Genomic DNA, 21,354 nt, shown 5'->3' with positions numbered 1-21,354 from the left:
AACGTTATGGAAAGTCCGTATAAAATCAGTAGTTTTCTTATTGCTTTATTTTTATTGGCTCTTGTCCAAACAATAAAAGGTCAAGAAACCAATGCAAACTTAGGCTCCAGTAGTACCTACCACAACCAATTATTCTTCAATAGGTTTTTTATAAACCCAACATTCTCTTTGGTACGTGAGAACAAATCATATTTAAACATTCTACATAGAAACCAATATGCCACTTTTGATGATAATAGTCAAAACTATTTTCTAGGGTTCAGCAACAAATTAAATGACCATACGGCAGTTGGTATAGGTGTATACAGTCAGTGGTCTGGTGTAGTACAAGAATTTGGTTTCAATGCCAATTACGCTTCATCAGTTCGTTTAGGTGAAAAATCGGTATTGACATTTGGTACTAACGTTACCTACTTTAATCAAGGTTTAGATAAAAATAGGGTCGTAGTTAGTGAAGACGATCCAGAGATAGCAGATGCTAGAAAAGAAAGTAAAATTGCGGTGCAACCGGGTATCAACTTAACACTAGGTAGTTTTGATTTTGGTTTGTACGCAGAAGATTTAGTAAAATACAATCAAACAACGAACGAGTTTTTGACCGATTTATCTACAAAGAGTGTAAAGGCATCGGTACAGTATACCCATTCATTTGAGCATTCAAGAGGTCTTTTTGAAAATGCCCGTTTAATGCCAATGGCTCAAGTAGGGCAAAATTATGACGGAAGCCTTTATTATTTTGGTTCTTTGTTATTGGATATGCCTAAATACGGTTGGTTACAGACTACGGTAGATGAAGAATACGGAGTAGCCGCAGGAGTTGGTTTCAACCTAAGTGAAAAAATGTCTTTGGGATATTTAATGGAGAAGGATTTATCAAGTGATGATGCCAACCTGGGGTGGAACCACGAGATCACATTAGCGTACAAGTTTAAAGACGATGATTTGGCTATTTCGGTTGCAGACAACTCATCGGATAATCAAATAGATAATATCGTTAGAAATTATGAAGAGCAAATAGCCAACCTTATAGAAGAGCGAGATAGTGCCAGAAAGTCGAGTAGAAGAAAGCAAGAAAGTACAGCTAATACTTCGGTATCCGAAAGTAGTTTAGCATATGAAAACAAAATTATTTTAGATGAATTGATTCTTCGTCAAGATTCAATTGAAAGCGAAAGAATAGCCGCTTTTGAAGAACGATTTGAGTTAATTGTAAGAATGTTGCGTAATGATATTGATACGACCATTAAAAACTCTTTACAAGACTTTAGCGTAGAGGAAAACACCTCTTATGCAAACAATGATTTGGTAGATGATGCCATCGATTTTGTAACTGAACCTGCAGATGCTTTTGCAACAGGTGCTACGGCAACTTCTAAAGCGTCAACAACAACATCTTCAAGAAGGGCTAACTTTAAAGAACTGCCATCTACAAGAGATAATTTTAAAGAATTACCGGTAAAAATGTTAGTAGATTCAGATGTCATAGATATGAATTCTGGTTACTATGTTATTGCAAACGTATACAGCCAAACAAAGTATATGAATGCTTTTATGAAAGATTTACGTGAAAAAGGATTAGACCCTAAGCAATTTTATAACAAAGAAAATGGACTGTACTATGTATACTTGGCAGATTATGATTACAAGAATGAAGCACAAATGGCTGCAAGTACAGATTTAAACGGAAAATACAATCAAGAGAAATGGATTATGCAAGTGAACGAAGCAACGGCAACGGCATCCAATACTTTTGAAGATGATTATATAAGTATAGAATAATGAATTGAGTATCCATAATTTCCTAAGGTTTTATGGTTGATTTGAATTGTCAATAAAAGGAGGGGTGTTATCCGGGGGGATGACTGGGGCCCCTCCTTTATTATTTGGTTTACATTGGTGGTGATTCTCGGTTTTAACTATACGTTAACTATCGACGAATTACCTTATTTTTTAAGAAATTTTGGTAGTTGAACGAAAAATTTGATGTTTTCAACGGGTATATAGCTTTAATTTATATATTTCAATCACCAAAAAGATTCAAACCCAATTGTATAACCCCAAATCCCCCCACAACCATGAATGAGAATTACCTACACAATCCCCATTTTAAAACACATCTTTTTTTAAACAAGTTTTCTATTTTTTTAGAACTCAAAAATCTCATAGATCTACAGTTTGGCAAACGCCTCGGTTTTATGAATTAACTCGCTGGCGGTAATCCGTTTTTCGATTAGATTTTTTAACTGAACACAAACAAAGTTCAATCAATTTTTGATTGCTCTTTAAGGCGACGTTTGTCTAATGGTGTGTAAAATTGAACCTATGGTTTAGGCTATCTGTTCATCTACATATCTGTTGTTTAGTGGTTTTAACCTTTTGAAGGTTTTCGAAATTATTAAAAACTAACGCAGGTCATTGTTCTTTAAAAGGAATATTGGTTGCAAAAAACTATGGAGATTATGAAAAATTCAAGCATAAGAATAATCGTTTTAGAAAAAGACACCTCACTACATAGCGTATATAGAAATCATTTTGAAGAAATTGATGGTTATGAAGTAGTGGGTAGTTATGCATCGGCTAAAGATGCCATCAAAGATTTTAAGTTTACAAGACCCCAAATTGTACTTTCTGAAATAGAATTGAACGATATGAACGGCGTAGATGCCATCAAACTATTTAAAAAGAAAGACTGGGAGATTAAAATTGTTATGTTCAGTGAAATCAATGATTTTGATGTCATTAAAAACGCTTTTAAAAAAGGAGCGAATGGGTACTTGACAAAGCCTTTGACTTTAGATAAGTTAGAACATGCACTTAGAAGTATGGAAAAAGAAGGCGCGGCAATGAGCAATGATATCGTAAAAAAGATCATTAGCAATTTTCACAGAAAAACCTTTGCTTTTTTCTCTGAACGCGAGAACCAGATCGTAGATTTTCTATGTCAAGGTGCTACCTATAAAATGATCGCGCAAAAGTTGTTTGTAACGCCCAGTGCAGTTAATTTTCACATTCAGAATATTTATTTAAAGCTCGATGTTAATTCAAAATCAGAGGCGCTTTCAAAACTTGAGCAGCTTCAAAATCAATTAGAGGAATATTAAATTATTATTTCTTGTAGATTGATTTTAAGGCTAATACGAAAACCTTTTCGAAAATAAATTAATTTCAAAAACATTTTTAAGTGTCTGAATATCAATTTATTGTATTCAAATAGTTAATGATGACTTATACTGTTAATTTGCTTTACGATAATTTTTCGTAGCCTAAATATCTATTGCTAAGGATAGTACTTATTTTTGGTTTAACTTATTACAGCAAACCAATTTATAGTATTTATGTACCACTTAGGATTAGATATCGGAAGCTCTTCTATTAAGATTGCCCTGGTAAATGCATCAACGGGAAAAAGCATTGGTGTAGTTACGGAGCCAGAGACAGAAATGTCTATGGAAGCTATAAAAAATGGCTGGGCAGAACAAAGTCCGTTAGATTGGTGGCACTATGTTTGTAGTGGTATTGACAAGCTTTGTGTACAAGAAAAAATTAAAAAATCTGATATATCTGGTATAGGTATATCATATCAAATGCACGGTCTAGTGCTTATTGATAAGGAGGGAAATCCGCTAAGAAGATCTATAATCTGGTGCGATAGTAGGGCAGTTGACATTGGTCAACAAGCCTATGAGGAAATTGGATCCGATATTTGTGATACCCATTTGCTAAATAGCCCCTCTAATTTTACAGCTTCAAAATTAAAATGGGTCAAAGAAAATGAGCCCGAAATTTACGCGCAGATTTATAAAATGATGCTCCCGGGCGATTTCATCGCCTATAAATTATCGGGAGTGGTAAACACTACCGTTTCCGGTTTATCAGAAGGTATTTTCTGGGATTTTAAAAAAGATAGCATAGCCGATTTGATTTTGGAACATTACGGGTTGGAGAAAGACATGATTCCAGATATCGTAGATACTTTTTCAGTACAATCTAAAGTTAATGAAAAAGGTGCAAATGAAAGTGGTTTGTCTACAGGTACACCAATACTATATCGTGCCGGTGATCAGCCTAATAATGCTTTGACTCTTAATGTGTTTAACCCTGGTGAAGTAGCCGCAACCGGTGGTACATCGGGTGTGGTATATGCGGTTACCGATAACCTCTCGGTAAAAGAAAGCTCTAGGGTAAACAATTTTGCCCACGTTAATTATTCCCCAGGAAAACCTGCTAGAATTGGTAAACTACTCTGTATCAACGGGGCAGGTATTCAATACCGATGGCTATTGAATAACCTTGATGTTGACTCTTATGACGAGATGAATACCTTGGCGAATGAGGTGCCTATTGGATCAGATGGTGTAGCAATGATACCCTTTGGTAATGGTGCGGAAAGAATGCTGAAAAGTAAAGAGGTAGGAACCAGAATTGTAAATCTTAACCTTAATAATCATGGAAAGGGGCACCTGTGCCGTGCAGCATTGGAAGGTATCGCTTTTTCATTCGTATACGGAATGGAAATCATGGAGTCTGACGGTATAAAAGTAAACGTAATGCGTGCCGGCAATGACAACCTATTTCGTTCAGAGATTTTCTCTACTACGGTAGCCACTTTAATTGGCTATGACATAGAAATCTACAATACTACGGGAGCAATAGGTGCGGCAAGGGCGGCAAAATTGCATAACGGTGATTTTGAGGCATATGGTAAGGCCATTTTAGATAATGATTACGTAAAGACATTTAACCCTAAGAAAGACAATACGGCATATAAAGAAGCGTATGCCACATGGAAAAATGAACTTGAATTAATATTGAACAACTTATAAAATCAACATAATGGCAAACAAGGAATATTTTAAAGGAATAGATAAAATTAAGTTTGAAGGCAAGGAATCTGATAATCCGTTAGCCTTTAAATATTACAACCCCGATCAAGTAGTTGCAGGTAAAACCATGCGTGAGCATTTTAAGTTTGCTACTGCATACTGGCATACGTTCTGTGGTCAAGGGTCAGATCCATTTGGTCCTGGTACGCAAAGTTTTGAATGGGACAAATCATCTGATCCTGTGCAGGCTGCAAAAGACAAGGCAGATGCCGCCTTTGAATTTTTTGAAAAGATAGGATTTGACTACTACTGTTTTCATGATTTCGATTTAATTCAAGAAGCACCAACATTTGCTGAATCTGAAAAGAGGTTGGCAACGATTACAGATTATTTAAAAGAGAAGCAAAAGGAAACGGGTAAGAAATTATTGTGGGGTACTGCCAATTGTTTCTCAAACCCAAGATATATGAACGGTGCTGCTACCAATCCAGATTTCAACGTAGTGGCTAGAGCAGGTGGTCAAATAAAACTGGCATTAGATGCAACCATAGCCCTAGGTGGTGAAAATTATGTTTTCTGGGGAGGTAGAGAAGGGTATATGTCTTTGTTGAATACAGATTTAGGCCGCGAAGTAGATCACATGGGGCAGTTTCTTGCCATGGCCAGAGATTATGCACGTAGCCAAGGCTTTACAGGAAATTTCTTCATTGAGCCAAAACCAATGGAACCAATGAAGCATCAGTATGATTTTGATTGTGCCACTGCCATTGGATTCTTAAAAGAATATGGTTTAGAGAAAGATTTTAAAATGAATATAGAGGTGAACCACGCAACACTGGCACAACATACTTTTCAGCATGAAATTGCAGTAGCTGCAAAAGCGGGTATGCTAGGTAGTATGGATGCGAACCGAGGTGATTATCAAAATGGATGGGATACCGATCAATTCCCTAATAACATTCAAGAAACAACTGAGGCAATGTTGGTATTCTTGGCGGCCGGCGGTTTGCAAGGTGGCGGCATTAATTTTGATGCGAAGATTAGAAGAAATAGTACCGATTTGGAAGACGTGTTCCACGCACATATTGGTGGTGCCGATACTTTTGCGAGAGCACTGATTACTGCAGATAAAATTATAGCATCATCTTCTTATAATAAACTGCGCGAAGACAGATACAGCTCTTTCGATTCTGGTAAGGGAAAAGATTTTGAAAATGGCAAGCTAGAGTTGAAAGATCTTTACAATATCGCAAAAGAAAACGGAGAGTTGGAATTAAAGAGCGGTAAGCAAGAATTGTTTGAGAATATCATCAATCAATACATATAATTAATACTGCCATATGACTATGTTGATATAGTCTCCTTTAGGGGTATTGGTATTTACTGAAATTGAAGCAGTTTGTCCCTAGGTGAATAACTTAGGGACATTTTGCTTTTTACGAATAATTTAAATGTCAATTTAAATATGTTCTTTTGCAGTAATAATTATGAAAAAAGTCACCCTTAAGGATATAGCAGCTCATTTTGGCGTATCTATCTCAACCGTTTCTAAAGCGATAAATGATAGTTATGAAATCAGTAACGACCTGAAGTTAAAAATACAGGCTTACGCAAAAGAAAAGCATTATAAGCCTAATAGGTTGGCACTTAATTTATTGAACAAAAGTACGAAGACCATCGGTGTGGTTGTGCCTAATATTTTAAACTACTTCTTTGTTCAGGTGCTATATGGTATAGAAAAAGTAGCCAATGAGAGTGGTTATAATATTATTAGTTGCATTAGCAATGAATCTAGTGCCAAAGAAACCAAAACATTGGAGTTTTTTGATGCCGGTACGGTAGATGGAGTAATTATGTCTTTAGCGGAAGAAAGCCAGAATGAAGATAAGCATGAAGCCTTGTTAGATGTAATAAATAATGACATCCCCGTGGTGCTCTTTGATAGGGTATCTGATAATGTGCAATGCGATAAAGTAGTTGTAGATGATCTTGAAGCGGGTTATAAAATTACTAAGTATCTAATAAACATTGGTTGTAAGAATATAGCGGTAGTAAACCCTATTTCTAGTTCAAGTGTAGGTAAATTAAGGCTTTTGGGATATAAGAAGGCACTTGAGGAATTCGATATTCCCTTCGATCCCAAATTGATCATTAATTTAACTATTAAAGACGATTTGGATTTATTGATGTCTTTTTTATTGAACTACAAAACGATAGAAGGAATTATAGGAATTGATGAGCTTATTGCCGTACAGGTATTACAAGTGGTTAAGGCAAGAGGCTATAATGTGCCCAATGATATTTCGATCATTGGTTTTACAAACGGCCAGTTGTCTAAATATGTAACGCCTTCATTGACCATGGTAAGTCAACATGGTAAGTATATAGGTGAACAGACAGCCAAATTACTGATCAACAGAATTAAAAATCCGGGTTTGCCCTACGAGACCAAAACGGTAAAAACGAGTTTGTTGGTGCGAGATTCGACAAAAAAGGTTGAATAGTTTAAACCGTATCTGGGTGTGGATGTTTCCAATCTCCACGATATTCTCGCTGTAATAGGGCAGTGGCTTCTGGATCGTTCAATACCGTTCTAGTTTTTGGATCATAGGCTAAAGGTCTTTTCAAATCCATTGAAAGATTAGCTAAAATACAGCTGGCAGATGAAATATGACCTTGTTCTATGTCGGCAACAGGTTTGGTGTTGTTTTTTATCGCATTCAAGAAATCTATCATATGTCTACGTGTAGCCGGTGCAGCATGTAATTCTAAATCTTTTTCAGTGAGATCTTCAGGGTACTTTTCTTTTTCGTAAAGTACATCAAAACGAATAGTCTCACTACCATCTACAGGTATAAACTCCGCTTTCATTACATCACCTTTAAGAACACCTTTTTCTCCATATATTTTAAATGCCCAAGGATATTCAGGGTCATCAGGGTTACCCCAAGTTCTGTGTTCCCAGTTGCAATTGAGTCCGTCATACTCGAAAACAGCGGTCTGTGTATCCGAAATATTAGATTTTCCATCCTTCTGAACATAAATTCCTCCAACAGAACTAATGCTCTTTGCCCATCCTAAATCAAGCATCCAACGTACGGTATCGAGCATATGAACGCACATATCTCCCATAATTCCGTTTCCGTATTCCCTAAACGTACGCCACCATCTTCTATGAGGTAGACCGTCAAAGGGTCTCATGGGTGCAGGACCTGTCCACATTTCGTAATCAAAATAATCTGGGACCTTTTTTATCGGCGGATTTCCATTTGCGCGCATGTGATAAAAACAACATAAATCAACATGACCAATAGTACCTAGTAATCCCGCATCAATAATCTGTTTTTTGGCATCGATCAAATGCGGAGTGCTTTTTCGTTGTGTACCAACTTGAACCACTTTGTTGTACTTTCTTGCTGCGGCTACCATTGCTTCACCTTCTATTACATCTACGCTTATTGGCTTTTGCACATATACATGGGCACCAGATTTTAAAGCATCGATACAGGTTAAGGCATGCCAATGATCAGGAGTGCCAATGAGCACAATATCCAATTGGTCCTGTTTCAGCATTTTTCTATAATCACTGAACAATTTTGGTTTCTTGCCATTTTTCTGCCGTTCGGCAACCAAATTGGCAGCAATATTTAAATTGTGTTCATCTACATCGCATAACGATACAACTTCAACATTGGCAATTTGAATAAGCCGCAATAGATCGCCCGTACCATACCATCCTGTACCGATGAGTGCCACTTTTTTAGGTTTTTCATTGGCAAAAAATTCAAAGCCATATGAGCTAAAAGATGATAATAATAATGAAGCCGATGTTGCTCTAATAAAATTACGTCTGTTCATTGGGTTAGGTGTAGAAGGCATGTAGAATTGGTTATCAGGGTTTTATTGAATATGGTAAAAGAATACAGTCAAGATAACAAATTCAACAAAATTATTGATGATAGTTTATGAATTTGTCAATGTGATACATATTTAGGTATATTTAAATCAAAATTACCATCAAACAAATGAATGTACGTAGAAGCTTAATTATCATATGTTTTTTAGCAACAGCTTTAGTAAAAGCAGAAATAACATTACCCGGAATTTTCACCGATGCTATGGTCTTACAGCGACAGACCGATGTTTTATTGTATGGGTGGGCAGAACCAAATGAAGAATTCACGGTTTTTACCAGTTGGAATAATGTAACGATAAATGTTAAGACAGGAAATGATGCAAAGTGGGAAGTCACGGTTAAAACTCCCAAAGCTGGCGGACCTTATAAAATTACGTTTAAAGGTGGGGCTAATGAAATAACATTAAAAGATGTATTGATCGGTGAGGTATGGCTATGTTCCGGTCAAAGTAATATGGAATGGAGTGCCAACAGTAAAATAGCGAATAGAGATTTTGAAATAGAAAATGCCAACTACCCCAATATTCGATTGTTTTCCGTAACCAAGAGAACTTCAAAATATCCACAAGAAGATGTAAGTGGCACTTGGAGGGCTTGTACGCCTGAAAGCATGCAAGATTTTAGTGCTGTCGCTTATTTTTTTGCAAGAAAACTGCAAAAGGAATTGAATATGCCTATCGGGTTGATCGATAATGCGTGGGGCGCTACAAGTGCAGAAGTCTGGACTCCCGCTTCGGTTTTTGAAGCACACCCCCAATTGGCGGAAGCCCAAAAGAAAGTAAAACCGAACAAATGGGTTACCACCGAGAAATCTGTTCTATATAATGGTTTGGTTGCACCGTTGACCAAATTCAAAATAGGTGGTACTATTTGGTATCAAGGGGAATCCAATACTGCAAATGCAGAAAGCTACCAAAACCTTTTTATCAATATGATCACTTCTTGGCGCAATGAATGGAATAACGATTTCCCATTTTACTTTGTACAGATAGCACCTTATAAATATGATGACGAATTTGCCGGTGGTATAGTACGTGATCAGCAACGAAGGGCATTGTCCTTAAATAATACAGGAATGGCCATGACCAGTGATATCTGTACCATTGAAGATATTCACCCTTTAAATAAACAAGATGTTGGTTTGCGGTTAGCGAATATTGCACTTAAGAATCACTTTGGTGTATTACAAGGGCAAGAAGTATATGGTCCGCTTTACAAAAGCTCCGTAGTTAATGGCAATCAGGTAGAAGTCCATTTTAGTCATGCCGATGGCTTATATAATAAAGGAAATAAAATTGCGCTTTTTGAACTTTCAAATGAAAAGGGAGAGTGGTTTCCGGCAAAGGCTAAATTGAAGAATGGTACAGTAATAGTCAGGGCAAAAGAGGTACAAAAACCAACTGCAGTACGGTACGCTTGGAGAAGTACTGATATAGCCACATTGTTCAATAGTGTGGGCTTACCGGCTTCTACATTTAAGAGTGAGCGGTTAAATTAACAAAAATGAAGTATAGTGCTTAAAAATTATCCGTCCGTCCAATTACCAATGTTATTCAGCTAAAAACGGGGGTCGTTATTTTATTAAATAGTTAAATTGTAATCAATAACTAATTTCAAATTATGCAGATAAAAGAATCCTCAGAACTCTTTGACGTGATCATTGTAGGTTCAGGAGCAGGTGGTGGTATGGCTACCAAGCAGTTGGCAGATGCAGGTTTAAATGTAGCTGTTGTAGAAGCGGGACCATTTTTTGATCCAGCGGATCCAAAAACCATGACGCAATTAAAACAACCATATGATTCACCTAGAAGAGGAGCAGGAACAACTAGAGCCTTTGGCGAGTGGGATATGTCTTGGGGAGATTGGGAAGTAGAAGGAGAGCCATATACACATGCGGAAGGAACAGAATTTAAGTGGTGGCGTGCAAGAATGCTTGGTGGTAGAACCAATCACTGGGGGCGTATTTCATTACGTTTCGGACCTAAAGATTTTAAAGGAAAAACACGTGACGGTCATGGAGATGATTGGCCAATAGGATATGAAGATGTTAAGCCATATTATGATAAGTTAGACAAGCTAATAGGTGTATTTGGCACCAATGAAGGTAGAGAAAATGATCCTGACGGATTCTTTCTTCCTCCCCCGAAACCGAGATTACATGAGTTATTTTATATCAATGGGGCAAAGAAAGCTAACATACCTGTAATACCAGGTAGGCTTTCAATGTTGACCAAAAGGATCAATAATGACCGTGGAGTTTGTTTCTATTGCGGGCAATGTGGTAGATCTTGTCAAATATATGCCGATTTCTCTGCAGGTAGCTGTTTAATTTTCCCTGCACAGAAAAGTGGAGGTCAAGTGAAATTGTTCGTAAACTCCATGGTCCGTGAGGTTACAACAAATGAAGAAGGTAAGGCGACCGGTGTATCGTACATCAATAAAGAAGATAGAAAAGAATACAAGTTAAGGGGTAAGGTAGTAGTACTAGCTGCTTCGGCATGTAGTTCTGCACGTATATTGTTAAACTCAAAGAGCAAGCAACACCCTAATGGCTTGGGAAATAGCAGTAATTTGGTAGGTAGGTATCTACACGATTCGACCGGGGCAAGTGCTGCGGGCGTAATTCCTGGTTTAATGAATAGAAAAACCTCTTATAATGAAGACGGTGTAGGTGGTATGCATGTTTATTCACCATGGTGGGGCGATAATTCAAAATTAGATTTTCCAAGAGGATATCATATAGAAGTTTGGGGTGGTATGAGTCAGCCAAACTACGGTTTCGGTTTTGATCCAAATGCCATGAACAAGTACTTCGGATTAAAATCTGGAGGTTATGGAGAAAGCCTGCGTGACGATGTAAAGAAATATTACGGTTCGGTAATCGGTTTTGGAGGTCGAGGAGAAGGTTTGGCCAACATCGATAATTATTGTGAAATAGACCCGACTACGGTAGACGAATACGGTATTCCTGTTTTAAAGTTCAACTATAAATGGTCTCAGTATGAAAAGAATCAGGCAAAGCATATGCAAGATACTTTTGAAGAGATCATTCATAATATGGGCGGTCATTATTTAGGAGAAAAACCTGGTAAAGATCAAGATTACGGACTTCATAAGCCAGGAGAAATTATTCATGAGGTAGGTACAACTAGAATGGGCGATGATCCAAAAACATCGGTAACCAATAAGTTTCAGCAATTACATGATGCGGATAACGTATTTATCGTAGATGCAGGTGTATTTGTATCTCAGGCAGATAAAAACTGTACATGGACAATTATGGCGCTATCGTGGAGAGCATCAGATTATATCATAGAGCAACTAAAGGCACAAAATATTTAGTATGATGGATAGAAGAAAGAGTTTACAAACTATAATACTTGGAGGTGCCGCAGCCGGTACCGGTCTGGTTTTCAATTCATGCAAGACTGAAAGTGGAGAAACTATAGATGAAACTATTGCCACTACTAGTGAAAAGTACTTTGGTAGAACGCCGGCAGAATTGGAGCGTATAGAAAAGTTGAATGCCGAGCAATTATTCAACGAGCATGAAATGGAAACTATTGCTGCTTTAAGCGTGGTGATTTTGCCCCCGAAAGAGCCACATGGAGGACCAATAGAGGCAGAGGTGCCTGAGCTGGTAGAATTTATGGGAAAGGATATACCTGAAATGGGTCCTATCTTATTAGGTGGGCTAATGTGGTTAGACCATAAAAGTAATACCGAATTTGGAACGGAATTTAAGTCGGCCACCTTAGAACAAAAAAAACAGATCTGTGATGAAATCTGTTGGCATGATACCGAAAAGCCATTGAGCGAACAACCATTGGAAATTCAATTTTTCTATACAATGCGTGGTTTAACGGTAACCGGTTATTATACATCTAAAGTAGGAATTGCTGATTTAGGATATAAAGGTAATACACCAAATGTGTGGGACGGAGTACCGCAAGACGTTTTAGATCAACACGGTGTTGCCTATGATCCAGAGTGGATTGCAAAATGTGTGGACCAAAGTAAAAGAAACGTCATTGCCGAATGGGATGATGAAGGAAATTTACTTACTTAGAATTTAAAACGATGATTAAAAAATTAATGATTGCCACTATCCTATTGGGTAGTGGTTTTTTAGCACAGGCCCAAGAAGTAGGTTTACAACTGTATAGTCTTAGAAATCAATTTAAGATGGATGTATCCAATACATTAGGCTTGATCAATGAATGGGGCATCACCAAAATTGAAGGAGGCGGAACCTATGATATGTCATTAGAAGATTTTAAAGCTTTATTGTCCGAATATGATTTGGATATGGTAAGCGTTGGTGCCGAGTTTGGTGACTTGGAAAATGATGTTGAAAAAGTCATTAAAAATGCAAAAGACTTTGGTGCTAAATATGTAATGTGTGCCTGGGTACCTCATGAAGGCAATACTTGGGAGTTGCAAGAAACCAAGCATGCCACCGAGGTATTTAACAAAGCAGGGAAAATTTTAAAGAAACACGGCTTGGTATTGGCATATCATCCGCATGGTTACGAGTTTAGACCTTACAAGAAAGGTACTTTATTCGATTACATGGTACAGCACGCAACAGATTTTACATTTGAACTAGATGTTTTTTGGGCTCAACATGGAGGTGCCGATCCATTGGAATTGATGAAAAAATACCCGAAGAAATTTACATTGCTACATTTAAAGGATATGGAAAAAGGTATTGAAGGTAATAATACCGGTCACGAAGAAGATGATACAAATGTAGTTTTAGGCACTGGGCAAATTGATATTGCAGGTGTAGTTGCCGAAGCTAAAAAATTAGGTATTGAATATATGTTTATAGAAGATGAATCTTCTAACGTTGTTACTCAAGTACCAAAAAGTTTAGAGTATTTAAAAAGTTTAAAGTAAACCAACTACCAACTTGAATGCAAAACCTTCTATTTTTAATTAAATGGAAGGTTTTTTATTTCAAGATTTTTAAATGTTGGGGTTTCTCACGTAAATGTTTATTATAAATATTTAGAATGTTATTTTTACTTTAAAGAGCACCAAAGGTTTATATGAATCTTAGGTTCGTACACATAAATTATAACTAATGAAAAAGCTGTTTTTTACCATGAAAACTATTATAGTTTTATTTTTAAATATGATGATTTTTCTTAGCTGTAAAACTGAAGCCTCAAAAAAAGAGACTGCTAAAGAAGAAGAGCCCATAGAAAAAATAGTAGCTGATTCGGTTAGAATTGCAAAAGTGGTGAAACCTCAATTTAAAAGTCTGGGAGGTATTGCAGATACTACATTTGTTCGTTTAGCAGACTATAGTGATGGCTTTGCGTATGATTTGAGATACGCTACCGATAATAATTTTTTGAAAGAGCAAGTGTATGAATGTGGTGAATGTTATACAAGGGCAAAAACGGTCAAGGCATTATTAAAGGCAAACGAAGAATTTAAAAAACATGGTGTTAAAATAAAATTCTATGATTGCTATAGACCCAATTCTGTTCAGTATAAAATGTGGAAAATAGTCCCTAATCCGCAATACGTGGCAAACCCTGAAAAAGGTTCTATCCATAACAAAGGTGGTGCCGTAGATATAACTTTAGTAACATTAGAAGGAGAAGAGGTTAAAATGCCAACGGATTTTGATTTCTTTGGTAAGCGCGCATATCACGATAATTTTGACCTTCCTCAAGAAATTCTAGATAATAGAAAGCTATTAAAGGAAACTATGGAAAAGTTTGGTTTTTGGTCTACCCGAACGGAGTGGTGGCATTATAATTTACAAGGAGCTTCTAATGACCCTATAGCAAATTTTAAATGGAATTGTGAATAGGATAAAATAACTATTATGAAAACGAAACTATTGTTGTTATTGTTGCTAATGGTAAACGGTATTCTTGCTCAAGATACTATTTTACCGTTGTGGCCACCGGGTAATATTCCTAATCACGTTAAAAGTTCAGAAAAAGAAATACATGAACAAAAGGAAATTTTACGAATAAGTAAGGTACAAGTCCCCACTATAGAGGTATATCTTCCATCAAAACGAGACGCTACCGGTGAGGCTGTTTTAATTTTTCCGGGAGGAGGATACGGAATATTGGCATACGATTGGGAAGGTACGGATATTGCAAAATTCTTGAATGGTAAGGGCATTGCGGGTATAGTAGTAAAGTATCGCTTGCCATCAAACGTTTCTCAAACAGATAAGAAATATGTGCCGCTTATTGATGCTCAAAGGGCTATTCGTTTAGTTCGTAGTAAAGTAGAAGAGTTTAATATACAGTCTAATAAAATAGGAATTATCGGGTTTTCTGCTGGTGGGCATTTAGCATCTACATTGGGAACACATTTTATTGAAGAGGTTTATCAACCAATAGATAGTATAGACAAAGAAAGTGCACGCCCAGATTTTATGGCATTGGCGTATCCTGTCATCTCATTTGGTCCCAATACACATAGTGGCTCTAAAATTAATTTAATAGGAGAAGAAGAATCTAGTGAACTATCTGATTATTTTTCAAATGAAAAACACGTTACAGATCAAACTCCGCCAACCTTTTTGCTCCATGCAACCGATGATGCCGCGGTTCCTGTAGAAAATAGTTTGTTATTTTACAAAGCGGTTAAAGATAAAGGTGTTTCTGCAACAATGCATATATACCCTAAGGGAGGTCACGGATTCGGATTGGGTTTACATGATGAACATTTAAAAGATTGGGGAAAGCAAATGATCGATTGGATAGAATCGTTACGATAACTATTTTAAATTTTCAGAAAAGATAGATTCTAATCTATAGAACTTCTTTATTTTTGCAATCGAATTTTACGGGATGTAGCGCAGTCCGGTAGCGCACTCGGCTGGGGGTCGAGTGGTCGCAGGTTCAAATCCTGTCATCCCGACAAATTATAGTATCAATCTATAGCAAAAACCTGTTAATCGTATGATTATCAGGTTTTTTCGTTTTCAGGGATATCAAAACATATCATTTAATCCTAATAGAAATGTCAACAAATCGGTCAACAAATTTAAAACTGTAAAAGTGTTGACCTATTTGTTAAAAAGCCAAATGCGTTGACTAAATAAATGTATCTTTATAAGTGATTTGACTTTCGTCTGATAACAAAATAAATGTTAATTAAAAGACGAAATCATGAAGACATCTTCAACATTCAGTATTCTCTTCTGGACAGATTTTTCCAGAGTCAAAAACAATCAGGCCTCACTTTATGCTAGAATCACCGTAAATGGTAAACGGGCAGTCATTAGTTTAAAACGGAAAATTTTAATATCGGGCTGGGATGTGCATAAAAACCGAGCTAAAGGGACTAGCCAAAAATCGAGAATACTTAACAGCTATTTGGACGAGACCTATAATCACTTATTTCAGTGCTACCGAGATTTAAAGACTGAAAATAAGCTTATTACCGCACAGGCAGTTAAGGCAAGATTCCTTCGGGTAGATGATGCCCATCGTTCGGTTACGGATATTATTGCTTACCATAACGAGGACATGAGGGGCAAGTTAAAATGGGGAACCCAAAAAAATTATTTCACCACACAAAAATATTTTTCCAAATTCCTACTAAAAACTTATAAGTCCTCGGATATGTACTTGAGTGAACTCGACTATGACTTTATCATAAAATTTGAAAAATTTCTAAGGTCTTACGTACCTGTAGACCATCAACAGAGAATGGGTAACAATACTGTGATGAAACATATAGCACGTTTCAGAAAATTAATCAACCTTTCTCTAAAATTGGGATGGATACAACGTGATCCCTTTATCAACTTCGAATCAAAATATATTAAAACGGAAAGAGGCTTTTTAAGACTTGACGAACTTTAAGCAATAGAAGAAAAGTCCTTTGCCACAACTAGACTTCAGTTGGTAAAAGATTTAAAACTGATTGATATGGAAGCTATTGATCCTGAATCGATGTCGATGGTTTTTAAAAAATACAAGTTCTAGTTCGAAATGGGCGAATAACTTTGGATGCTGGAAACTATTATTTCAACATGCGATACTCCTGAGGGATATACCCCACCATTTTCTTAAAAAGTCTTTTGAAATGCTGTGGATATTTAAAACCAAGGTCGCATGCAATTTTATTTAACGATTTATCAGGGGTCGGATATTTTTTGTTTCGCTACATGAATAAGGTTGCACTGAATGTTTTTCTTTCATCTAATTTCTTTCAGTTAAATCAAGTTCACCATTCAGTGGGTACCCTGCATCTAAATTTAAATTCGGAACAATAATCATCGACCCATATCTAATCTTTTGTGTTGGACAGAGAAGAAATCTGTTTTTTGAATTTAGTTAATGCTTTGTGAACAAATGGTTTATACCCCTGTAATCCGTAATAATGGTAGGTGAATCCGTAATTGTGGTAAGCCTATCCTATGAATTATACCATAGCTTTGGAAAGGGTAATTTATATAATCTAAATCAATTAAATAAAACAAAATGAGAGCATTATTGACAGGCTTGTTTATAGGTATGTTAAGCATATCTTCCTTTGCGCAAGAAGCTATTTTTCCCATGGGGGCAAAAGCGAAAAACGTACACCATACCGGTGATATTTGGCTTACGCATGTTGTAGATGCTGATGAAATTTTTAAACATAACATAGCCCAAGCGGTTTCAGCACCTAGAGCATTTCTTAACTGGCATTTACATCCAGACGGGCAACAATTGTTGATCACTAATGGCGTTGGTTTTTATCAGGAAAAAGGAAAGGAAGTACAAGTAGTGCGCGCTGGTGACGTTATCAAATGCCTTCCCAATGTAGAACATTGGCATGGTGCCACTCCTAAAAGTGCAGTAACCTATTTGGCGATAGGCGGGCCTACACCTACCAAATGGACAGACGAACTTAGTGCTGAGGATTATAACAAAATACCGCTTCCTGAAATTAACAATTCAAGTCTTGAAAATGAGATCAAGGAACTTTCCAAAGCCAAATGGAAATGGATGGCCGAAAAGGATGTGGACAAGTTGGCCAATTTGTTTCATGACCAATCAAGGTTTGTACACATGAGCGGCTCCTGGAAAAAGGACCGGGAATTGGAAATCATCGAGACGGGAAGCATTTGGTATAAAAATGCCGATGTACACGATGTGGTCGTGGAAACTTTTGATGACAATACCGTGGTACTTTGGAACAGAATAACACTTACGGCCCATGTTCGTGGTAACGATGTATCCAATGAATTTACCGTGACCGAATTCTATAAAAAAGAAGGCGACGATTGGAAATTATTGGACCTTACCTTTAGCAGCGTTCGTGATACCCATGAAATTGCGCATTAATACTTCAGAACAAATAATTTATAAAAATGAACAGGAAAATAATACTAAGTCTATTGGTCATGCTCATCACAGGAAAAGTCGCCCTTGCCCAATCGACTGATTTAGAAAAGGAAATCAGAGAGCTGTCCATCCATAAATGGCAATGGATGGCCGATAAGGATGCCGATAAATTGGAAGGCCTTTTTCATGATAAAGCCAAGTTCGTCCACATGGGCGGCACATGGGGAAAGGACCACGAAGTAGAAATCATTAGAGGTGGGTTCATCCACTATAAAAAAGCTGATGTCCATGAAGTCATGGTCGAAGTCTTGAATGATAATACCGTTATACTTTGGAACCAAATTACACTCTTGGCCGTAGTAGGCAGCAATGAAGTGACCAATCCCTTTATGGTAACGGAGGTTTATGTAAAGGAGAATAACACTTGGAAATTGGCCGACCTGACCTTTAGCAAAACAATGACAAGGGAATAACTTGAACAACGGAACTTAATAAACACTCAAATGAAAAAATACATATTAGGATTGTTGGTACTCCTTGGAGTTACTATTTCCGCGCAAGAAAGTACACCCAAAGTAAAGACCGAATTAGGAGTAATTCGAGGCGTCCATGAAGATGGTGTAGCTAGTTTTAAGGGAATACCCTTTGCTGCTCCACCAGTTGGTGAGTTCCGTTGGAGGGCCCCTCAACCATTATCCCCCTGGGATGGTGAATTGGATGCCACGGAATATGGAGCCAATTGTGCACAGTCCGGATGGGGCGGTGCCCCGGGAACCATTAGTGAAGGTTCATCCGAAGATTGCCTGTACCTGAATGTGTGGAAACCCGCTTATGTAAATTCGGGTGCGAACTTGCCGGTCATGGTTTGGATTCATGGTGGAGGCTTTGTTGGAGGAAGTGGTTCCGGAGCTGGAATCGCGGGTGATGAATTTGCGAAGAAGGGAGTGGTTTTAATCACCATCAATTACCGTTTGGGGCGTTTGGGCCATTTTGCATTTCCAGCGTTGAGCGCCGAACATCCTGAAGAACATAAAGGCAGCTATGCTTATATGGACCAAATTGCAGCGTTGCAATGGGTGCAAAAGAACATTGCCGCTTTTGGAGGTAATCCTGATAACGTAACTATATTCGGCTTTTCCGCAGGTGGGGTATCCGTTCACTCTTTAATGACCATTCCGGGTGCAAAAGGACTTTTTCATAAAGCCATTAGCGAATCTGGTGGTGCCCGAGATGGTGTCCTTACCGGAAGGCCAATAAAGGAAGAAAATGCAAGTGCTTTTTACCCCTTATCGGCAGAAACCATTGGTATCAACTTTGCCAAAAAACACGGAATAGAAGGTACGGATGCCGATGCCTTGACCAACCTGCGCGCATTGCCAGTGGAAGAAATTGTGGATAGCGGTCAAGAAACGGATGGTGAAGGAGGCCCTAGAATCTATTCCGGGCCGATTTTGGACGGCAAATTGGTAACGGAAACTGCCGAAAGTGCCTACAACGCTGGTAGACAAATGCAAATACCGTTGATGATCGGTTCTAACAGCGCCGAAATCGGAGGTAGTTTTGTCAACAACAGTAAAACAAAAGAAGAATTATTTTCACTTTTTGGCGAGTTTAAGGAGGAAGCACAAGCTGCCTATGATCCTTATGGAAGTAAAGCATTCGAAGAGGTGATTACCAAGTTCAATACCGATTGGGTGTGGGGAGAACCAGGACGTTTTGCCGCAAGAGCTTTCGCGGAACAAGGTGAACCCACGTTTATTTACCATTTTGGGTTTGTACCCGAACCTATGAAGGAAAGAATGAAATATGGTGCCGGCCATGGTTCCGAAGTTGGCTATGTGTTTAATAATCTTGATGCACGTTGGGGCAATCCCGAGACCACTCCAGAGGACAAGAAGGTGGCGGAACTTATGAACGGATACTGGGTAAATTTCGCCAAGACCGGAAACCCGAATGGAGATGGATTACCAAACTGGCCAGTCTATACTAAAAATGAAGGTGAAATCATGGATATACAGTTAGATGGTGAAGCCGTTGGAAAACCAGACTCAAGAAAAGCCAGATTGGATGTCGTTGAAAAGGGTGTCAAACTTAGAAACGAACTACAATCACGAGGAATTTAGTCCATTTATTGGGTTTTAAAATATTACGATAACAGCATATTGGTATGGAAAAGAAAAGTAATTCAGTAAACAGAAGAAATTTTATTTCGAAATCCGCCCTTTTGGGAGCAGGTATAGTGGCAGGCCCAATGGCCTTTGCCAATGAGAAAAATTCACCTGGTACAATTGAGGGTTTAAAAGCAGCTTCCAACCCTGAAAAGCGAATGTTGGGCGCATTGGAAGTATCGCCAATTGGGTTGGGTTGTATGAGCATGAAAAGTGGCAGCTACAATCCACCAAGAGATACCAAGGATATGATTCCCGTAATTCGTGGGGCTTATGATTTGGGCGTTACCTTTTTTGATACTGCCGAAGTGTACGGCCCATTTACTGATGAGGAATTAGTAGCTGAGGCACTGCAACCTATTAGAGACAACGTGGTCATTGCCAGTAAATTTGGGTTTGACTTTTCAAATGGAAAAAGGGCAGGTAGAAATAGCAAGCCAGAACATATTAAAAGCGCTGTAGAGGGCATGTTGAAACGCCTTCGTACCGATCGTATCGATTTGTTGTATCTGCATCGTTTGGATCCAAACGTTCCGATTGAGGACGTTGCCGGAACGGTTAAGGATTTGATCAAGGAAGGGAAGGCGCTCCATTTTGGACTTTCCGAAGTTTCACCAACGACCATACGAAAGGCCCATGCAGAGCAGCCCGTTGCTGCCCTTCAGAGCGAATACTCTATTATTCAGCGTGCCCTTGAAAATGAAGTAATAGATACCTGTGGAGAATTGGACATAGGGTTCGTGCCATGGGGACCGGTATGTCGTGGATTTTTAGGCGATAAGTTCAACGAGCATAGCCGTTTTTCTAGTGACTCCCGCTTATCTCAAGTGCCCTATTTTACACCGGAAGCTATTGAAGCTCACATGGAGGTGCTCAGGCTGGTACACGAATGGGGTCGAAAAAAGGATGCCACTCCGGCCCAAATAGCATTGTCGTGGGTCATGGCACAAAAACCTTTTATTGTTCCTATTCCAGGAACTACGAAACTGCATCATGTGAAACAGAACCAAGGTGCACTGAACGTTACTTTTTCCGATACGGAATTAAAGGAATTCAGGAATGCTTTGGAGAAGATACAACTGGTAGGTGTCCGTGGGCCGGAAACTGCCTTGGTAGATCAATAGAAGAAT

Annotated in this window: 18 protein-coding genes and 1 tRNA gene; 17 read left to right on the top strand and 2 right to left on the bottom strand. The window is 38.1% G+C overall.

All coding sequences use genetic code 11. The features are described 5' to 3' along the window. Positions 1-6: 6 nt before the first annotated feature. The 5 genes from EXIGUO8A_RS00785 to EXIGUO8A_RS00765 all read left to right on the top strand — a co-directional run bounded on the left by EXIGUO8A_RS00785 (position 7) and on the right by EXIGUO8A_RS00765 (position 7,327). The gene (locus EXIGUO8A_RS00785; RefSeq protein ID WP_159301559.1) at positions 7-1,779 is read left to right on the top strand and encodes a PorP/SprF family type IX secretion system membrane protein; all 1,773 of its coding nucleotides are present in this window, start codon (positions 7-9) and stop codon (positions 1,777-1,779) included. A gap of 680 nt (positions 1,780-2,459) precedes the next feature. Further along, positions 2,460-3,101 (top strand): response regulator transcription factor, encoded by a 642-nt coding sequence (locus EXIGUO8A_RS00780; RefSeq protein ID WP_116770144.1) that lies wholly within the window; start codon positions 2,460-2,462, stop codon positions 3,099-3,101. A gap of 234 nt (positions 3,102-3,335) precedes the next feature. Further along, positions 3,336-4,823 carry a xylulokinase gene (locus EXIGUO8A_RS00775; RefSeq protein ID WP_159301558.1) on the top strand — a complete coding sequence of 496 codons (1,488 nt, stop codon included), beginning with the start codon at positions 3,336-3,338 and terminating at the stop codon, positions 4,821-4,823. A gap of 10 nt (positions 4,824-4,833) precedes the next feature. Continuing rightward, positions 4,834-6,150, top strand: a complete 1,317-nt coding sequence (gene xylA, locus EXIGUO8A_RS00770; RefSeq protein WP_407658159.1) for a xylose isomerase — start codon at positions 4,834-4,836, stop codon at positions 6,148-6,150. 160 nt (positions 6,151-6,310) lie between these two features. Beyond that, positions 6,311-7,327, top strand: coding sequence for a LacI family DNA-binding transcriptional regulator (locus EXIGUO8A_RS00765; protein WP_236564402.1), 1,017 nt, complete (start codon positions 6,311-6,313; stop codon positions 7,325-7,327). Between the two features lies 1 nt (position 7,328). Here EXIGUO8A_RS00765 and EXIGUO8A_RS00760 read toward each other — a convergent pair whose 3' ends face one another. Then, entirely contained in the window at positions 7,329-8,681 is a 1,353-nt protein-coding gene (locus EXIGUO8A_RS00760; RefSeq protein ID WP_236564401.1) for a Gfo/Idh/MocA family protein, read from the bottom strand. 167 nt (positions 8,682-8,848) lie between these two features. Here EXIGUO8A_RS00760 and EXIGUO8A_RS00755 point away from each other — a divergent pair, with 167 nt between their 5' ends. The 8 genes from EXIGUO8A_RS00755 to EXIGUO8A_RS00720 all read left to right on the top strand — a co-directional run bounded on the left by EXIGUO8A_RS00755 (position 8,849) and on the right by EXIGUO8A_RS00720 (position 16,589). Further along, positions 8,849-10,237 (top strand): sialate O-acetylesterase, encoded by a 1,389-nt coding sequence (locus EXIGUO8A_RS00755; RefSeq protein WP_159301556.1) that lies wholly within the window; start codon positions 8,849-8,851, stop codon positions 10,235-10,237. Between the two features lie 122 nt (positions 10,238-10,359). Beyond that, positions 10,360-12,081 carry a GMC family oxidoreductase gene (locus EXIGUO8A_RS00750; protein WP_116769557.1) on the top strand — a complete coding sequence of 574 codons (1,722 nt, stop codon included), beginning with the start codon at positions 10,360-10,362 and terminating at the stop codon, positions 12,079-12,081. 4 nt (positions 12,082-12,085) lie between these two features. Continuing rightward, positions 12,086-12,808, top strand: a complete 723-nt coding sequence (locus EXIGUO8A_RS00745) for a gluconate 2-dehydrogenase subunit 3 family protein (RefSeq protein WP_116770143.1) — start codon at positions 12,086-12,088, stop codon at positions 12,806-12,808. An 11-nt stretch (positions 12,809-12,819) separates the two neighbouring features. Beyond that, complete coding sequence (locus EXIGUO8A_RS00740; protein ID WP_159301555.1) at positions 12,820-13,641, top strand: sugar phosphate isomerase/epimerase family protein; 822 nt, start codon at positions 12,820-12,822, stop codon at positions 13,639-13,641. Between the two features lie 187 nt (positions 13,642-13,828). Then, positions 13,829-14,569, top strand: a complete 741-nt coding sequence (locus tag EXIGUO8A_RS00735; protein WP_407658158.1) for a M15 family metallopeptidase — start codon at positions 13,829-13,831, stop codon at positions 14,567-14,569. A gap of 15 nt (positions 14,570-14,584) precedes the next feature. After that, a complete protein-coding gene (locus tag EXIGUO8A_RS00730; RefSeq protein ID WP_159301554.1) occupies positions 14,585-15,496 on the top strand; it encodes an alpha/beta hydrolase in 912 nt (303 codons plus the stop codon). A 69-nt stretch (positions 15,497-15,565) separates the two neighbouring features. Further along, positions 15,566-15,639: transfer RNA gene (locus EXIGUO8A_RS00725), tRNA-Pro, on the top strand. A gap of 251 nt (positions 15,640-15,890) precedes the next feature. Continuing rightward, entirely contained in the window at positions 15,891-16,589 is a 699-nt protein-coding gene (locus EXIGUO8A_RS00720) for a phage integrase SAM-like domain and Arm DNA-binding domain-containing protein (RefSeq protein WP_159301553.1), read from the top strand. Positions 16,590-16,749: 160 nt separating this feature from the next. Here the strand turns inward: EXIGUO8A_RS00720 and EXIGUO8A_RS18745 are convergent, their stop codons facing one another. Beyond that, positions 16,750-16,848 carry a hypothetical protein gene (locus EXIGUO8A_RS18745; RefSeq protein ID WP_159304361.1) on the bottom strand — a complete coding sequence of 33 codons (99 nt, stop codon included), beginning with the start codon at positions 16,846-16,848 and terminating at the stop codon, positions 16,750-16,752. Positions 16,849-17,210: 362 nt separating this feature from the next. Between EXIGUO8A_RS18745 and EXIGUO8A_RS18740 the strand changes: the two genes are divergently transcribed. The 4 genes from EXIGUO8A_RS18740 (at position 17,211) to EXIGUO8A_RS00695 (ending at position 21,348) form a co-directional block, all read left to right on the top strand. After that, positions 17,211-18,056 (top strand): DUF4440 domain-containing protein, encoded by an 846-nt coding sequence (locus EXIGUO8A_RS18740; protein WP_159301552.1) that lies wholly within the window; start codon positions 17,211-17,213, stop codon positions 18,054-18,056. A 26-nt stretch (positions 18,057-18,082) separates the two neighbouring features. Next, positions 18,083-18,529: a nuclear transport factor 2 family protein gene (locus tag EXIGUO8A_RS00705; protein ID WP_159301551.1), complete on the top strand. Its 447-nt coding sequence runs from the start codon at positions 18,083-18,085 to the stop codon at positions 18,527-18,529. 30 nt (positions 18,530-18,559) lie between these two features. Then, positions 18,560-20,179, top strand: coding sequence for a carboxylesterase/lipase family protein (locus EXIGUO8A_RS00700; protein WP_159301550.1), 1,620 nt, complete (start codon positions 18,560-18,562; stop codon positions 20,177-20,179). 101 nt (positions 20,180-20,280) lie between these two features. Continuing rightward, entirely contained in the window at positions 20,281-21,348 is a 1,068-nt protein-coding gene (locus tag EXIGUO8A_RS00695) for an aldo/keto reductase (RefSeq protein WP_317164559.1), read from the top strand. The last annotated feature ends 6 nt before the right edge of the window (positions 21,349-21,354 follow it).

This window comes from Maribacter litoralis, from assembly GCF_902506355.1.
Taxonomy (GTDB): domain Bacteria; phylum Bacteroidota; class Bacteroidia; order Flavobacteriales; family Flavobacteriaceae; genus Maribacter; species Maribacter litoralis.
Note: the sequence above shows the minus strand (reverse complement) of the source record. Positions and strands in the feature narration are given on the sequence as shown.

Excerpts from the sequence above, each read along its gene's own strand:
- EXIGUO8A_RS00700 (WP_159301550.1), top strand. The coding sequence starts at position 18,560 with ATGAAAAAATACATATTAGGATTGTTGGTACTCCTTGGAGTTACTATT.
- EXIGUO8A_RS00755 (WP_159301556.1), top strand. The coding sequence starts at position 8,849 with ATGAATGTACGTAGAAGCTTAATTATCATATGTTTTTTAGCAACAGCT.
- EXIGUO8A_RS00780 (WP_116770144.1), top strand. The coding sequence starts at position 2,460 with ATGAAAAATTCAAGCATAAGAATAATCGTTTTAGAAAAAGACACCTCA.
- EXIGUO8A_RS00730 (WP_159301554.1), top strand. The coding sequence starts at position 14,585 with ATGAAAACGAAACTATTGTTGTTATTGTTGCTAATGGTAAACGGTATT.
- EXIGUO8A_RS00785 (WP_159301559.1), top strand. The coding sequence starts at position 7 with ATGGAAAGTCCGTATAAAATCAGTAGTTTTCTTATTGCTTTATTTTTA.
- EXIGUO8A_RS18740 (WP_159301552.1), top strand. The coding sequence starts at position 17,211 with ATGAGAGCATTATTGACAGGCTTGTTTATAGGTATGTTAAGCATATCT.
- EXIGUO8A_RS00745 (WP_116770143.1), top strand. The coding sequence starts at position 12,086 with ATGGATAGAAGAAAGAGTTTACAAACTATAATACTTGGAGGTGCCGCA.
- EXIGUO8A_RS00735 (WP_407658158.1), top strand. The coding sequence starts at position 13,829 with ATGAAAAAGCTGTTTTTTACCATGAAAACTATTATAGTTTTATTTTTA.
- EXIGUO8A_RS00760 (WP_236564401.1), bottom strand. The coding sequence starts at position 8,681 with ATGAACAGACGTAATTTTATTAGAGCAACATCGGCTTCATTATTATTA.
- EXIGUO8A_RS00720 (WP_159301553.1), top strand. The coding sequence starts at position 15,891 with ATGAAGACATCTTCAACATTCAGTATTCTCTTCTGGACAGATTTTTCC.
- xylA (WP_407658159.1), top strand. The coding sequence starts at position 4,834 with ATGGCAAACAAGGAATATTTTAAAGGAATAGATAAAATTAAGTTTGAA.
- EXIGUO8A_RS00765 (WP_236564402.1), top strand. The coding sequence starts at position 6,311 with ATGAAAAAAGTCACCCTTAAGGATATAGCAGCTCATTTTGGCGTATCT.
- EXIGUO8A_RS00740 (WP_159301555.1), top strand. The coding sequence starts at position 12,820 with ATGATTAAAAAATTAATGATTGCCACTATCCTATTGGGTAGTGGTTTT.
- EXIGUO8A_RS00750 (WP_116769557.1), top strand. The coding sequence starts at position 10,360 with ATGCAGATAAAAGAATCCTCAGAACTCTTTGACGTGATCATTGTAGGT.
- EXIGUO8A_RS00775 (WP_159301558.1), top strand. The coding sequence starts at position 3,336 with ATGTACCACTTAGGATTAGATATCGGAAGCTCTTCTATTAAGATTGCC.
- EXIGUO8A_RS00705 (WP_159301551.1), top strand. The coding sequence starts at position 18,083 with ATGAACAGGAAAATAATACTAAGTCTATTGGTCATGCTCATCACAGGA.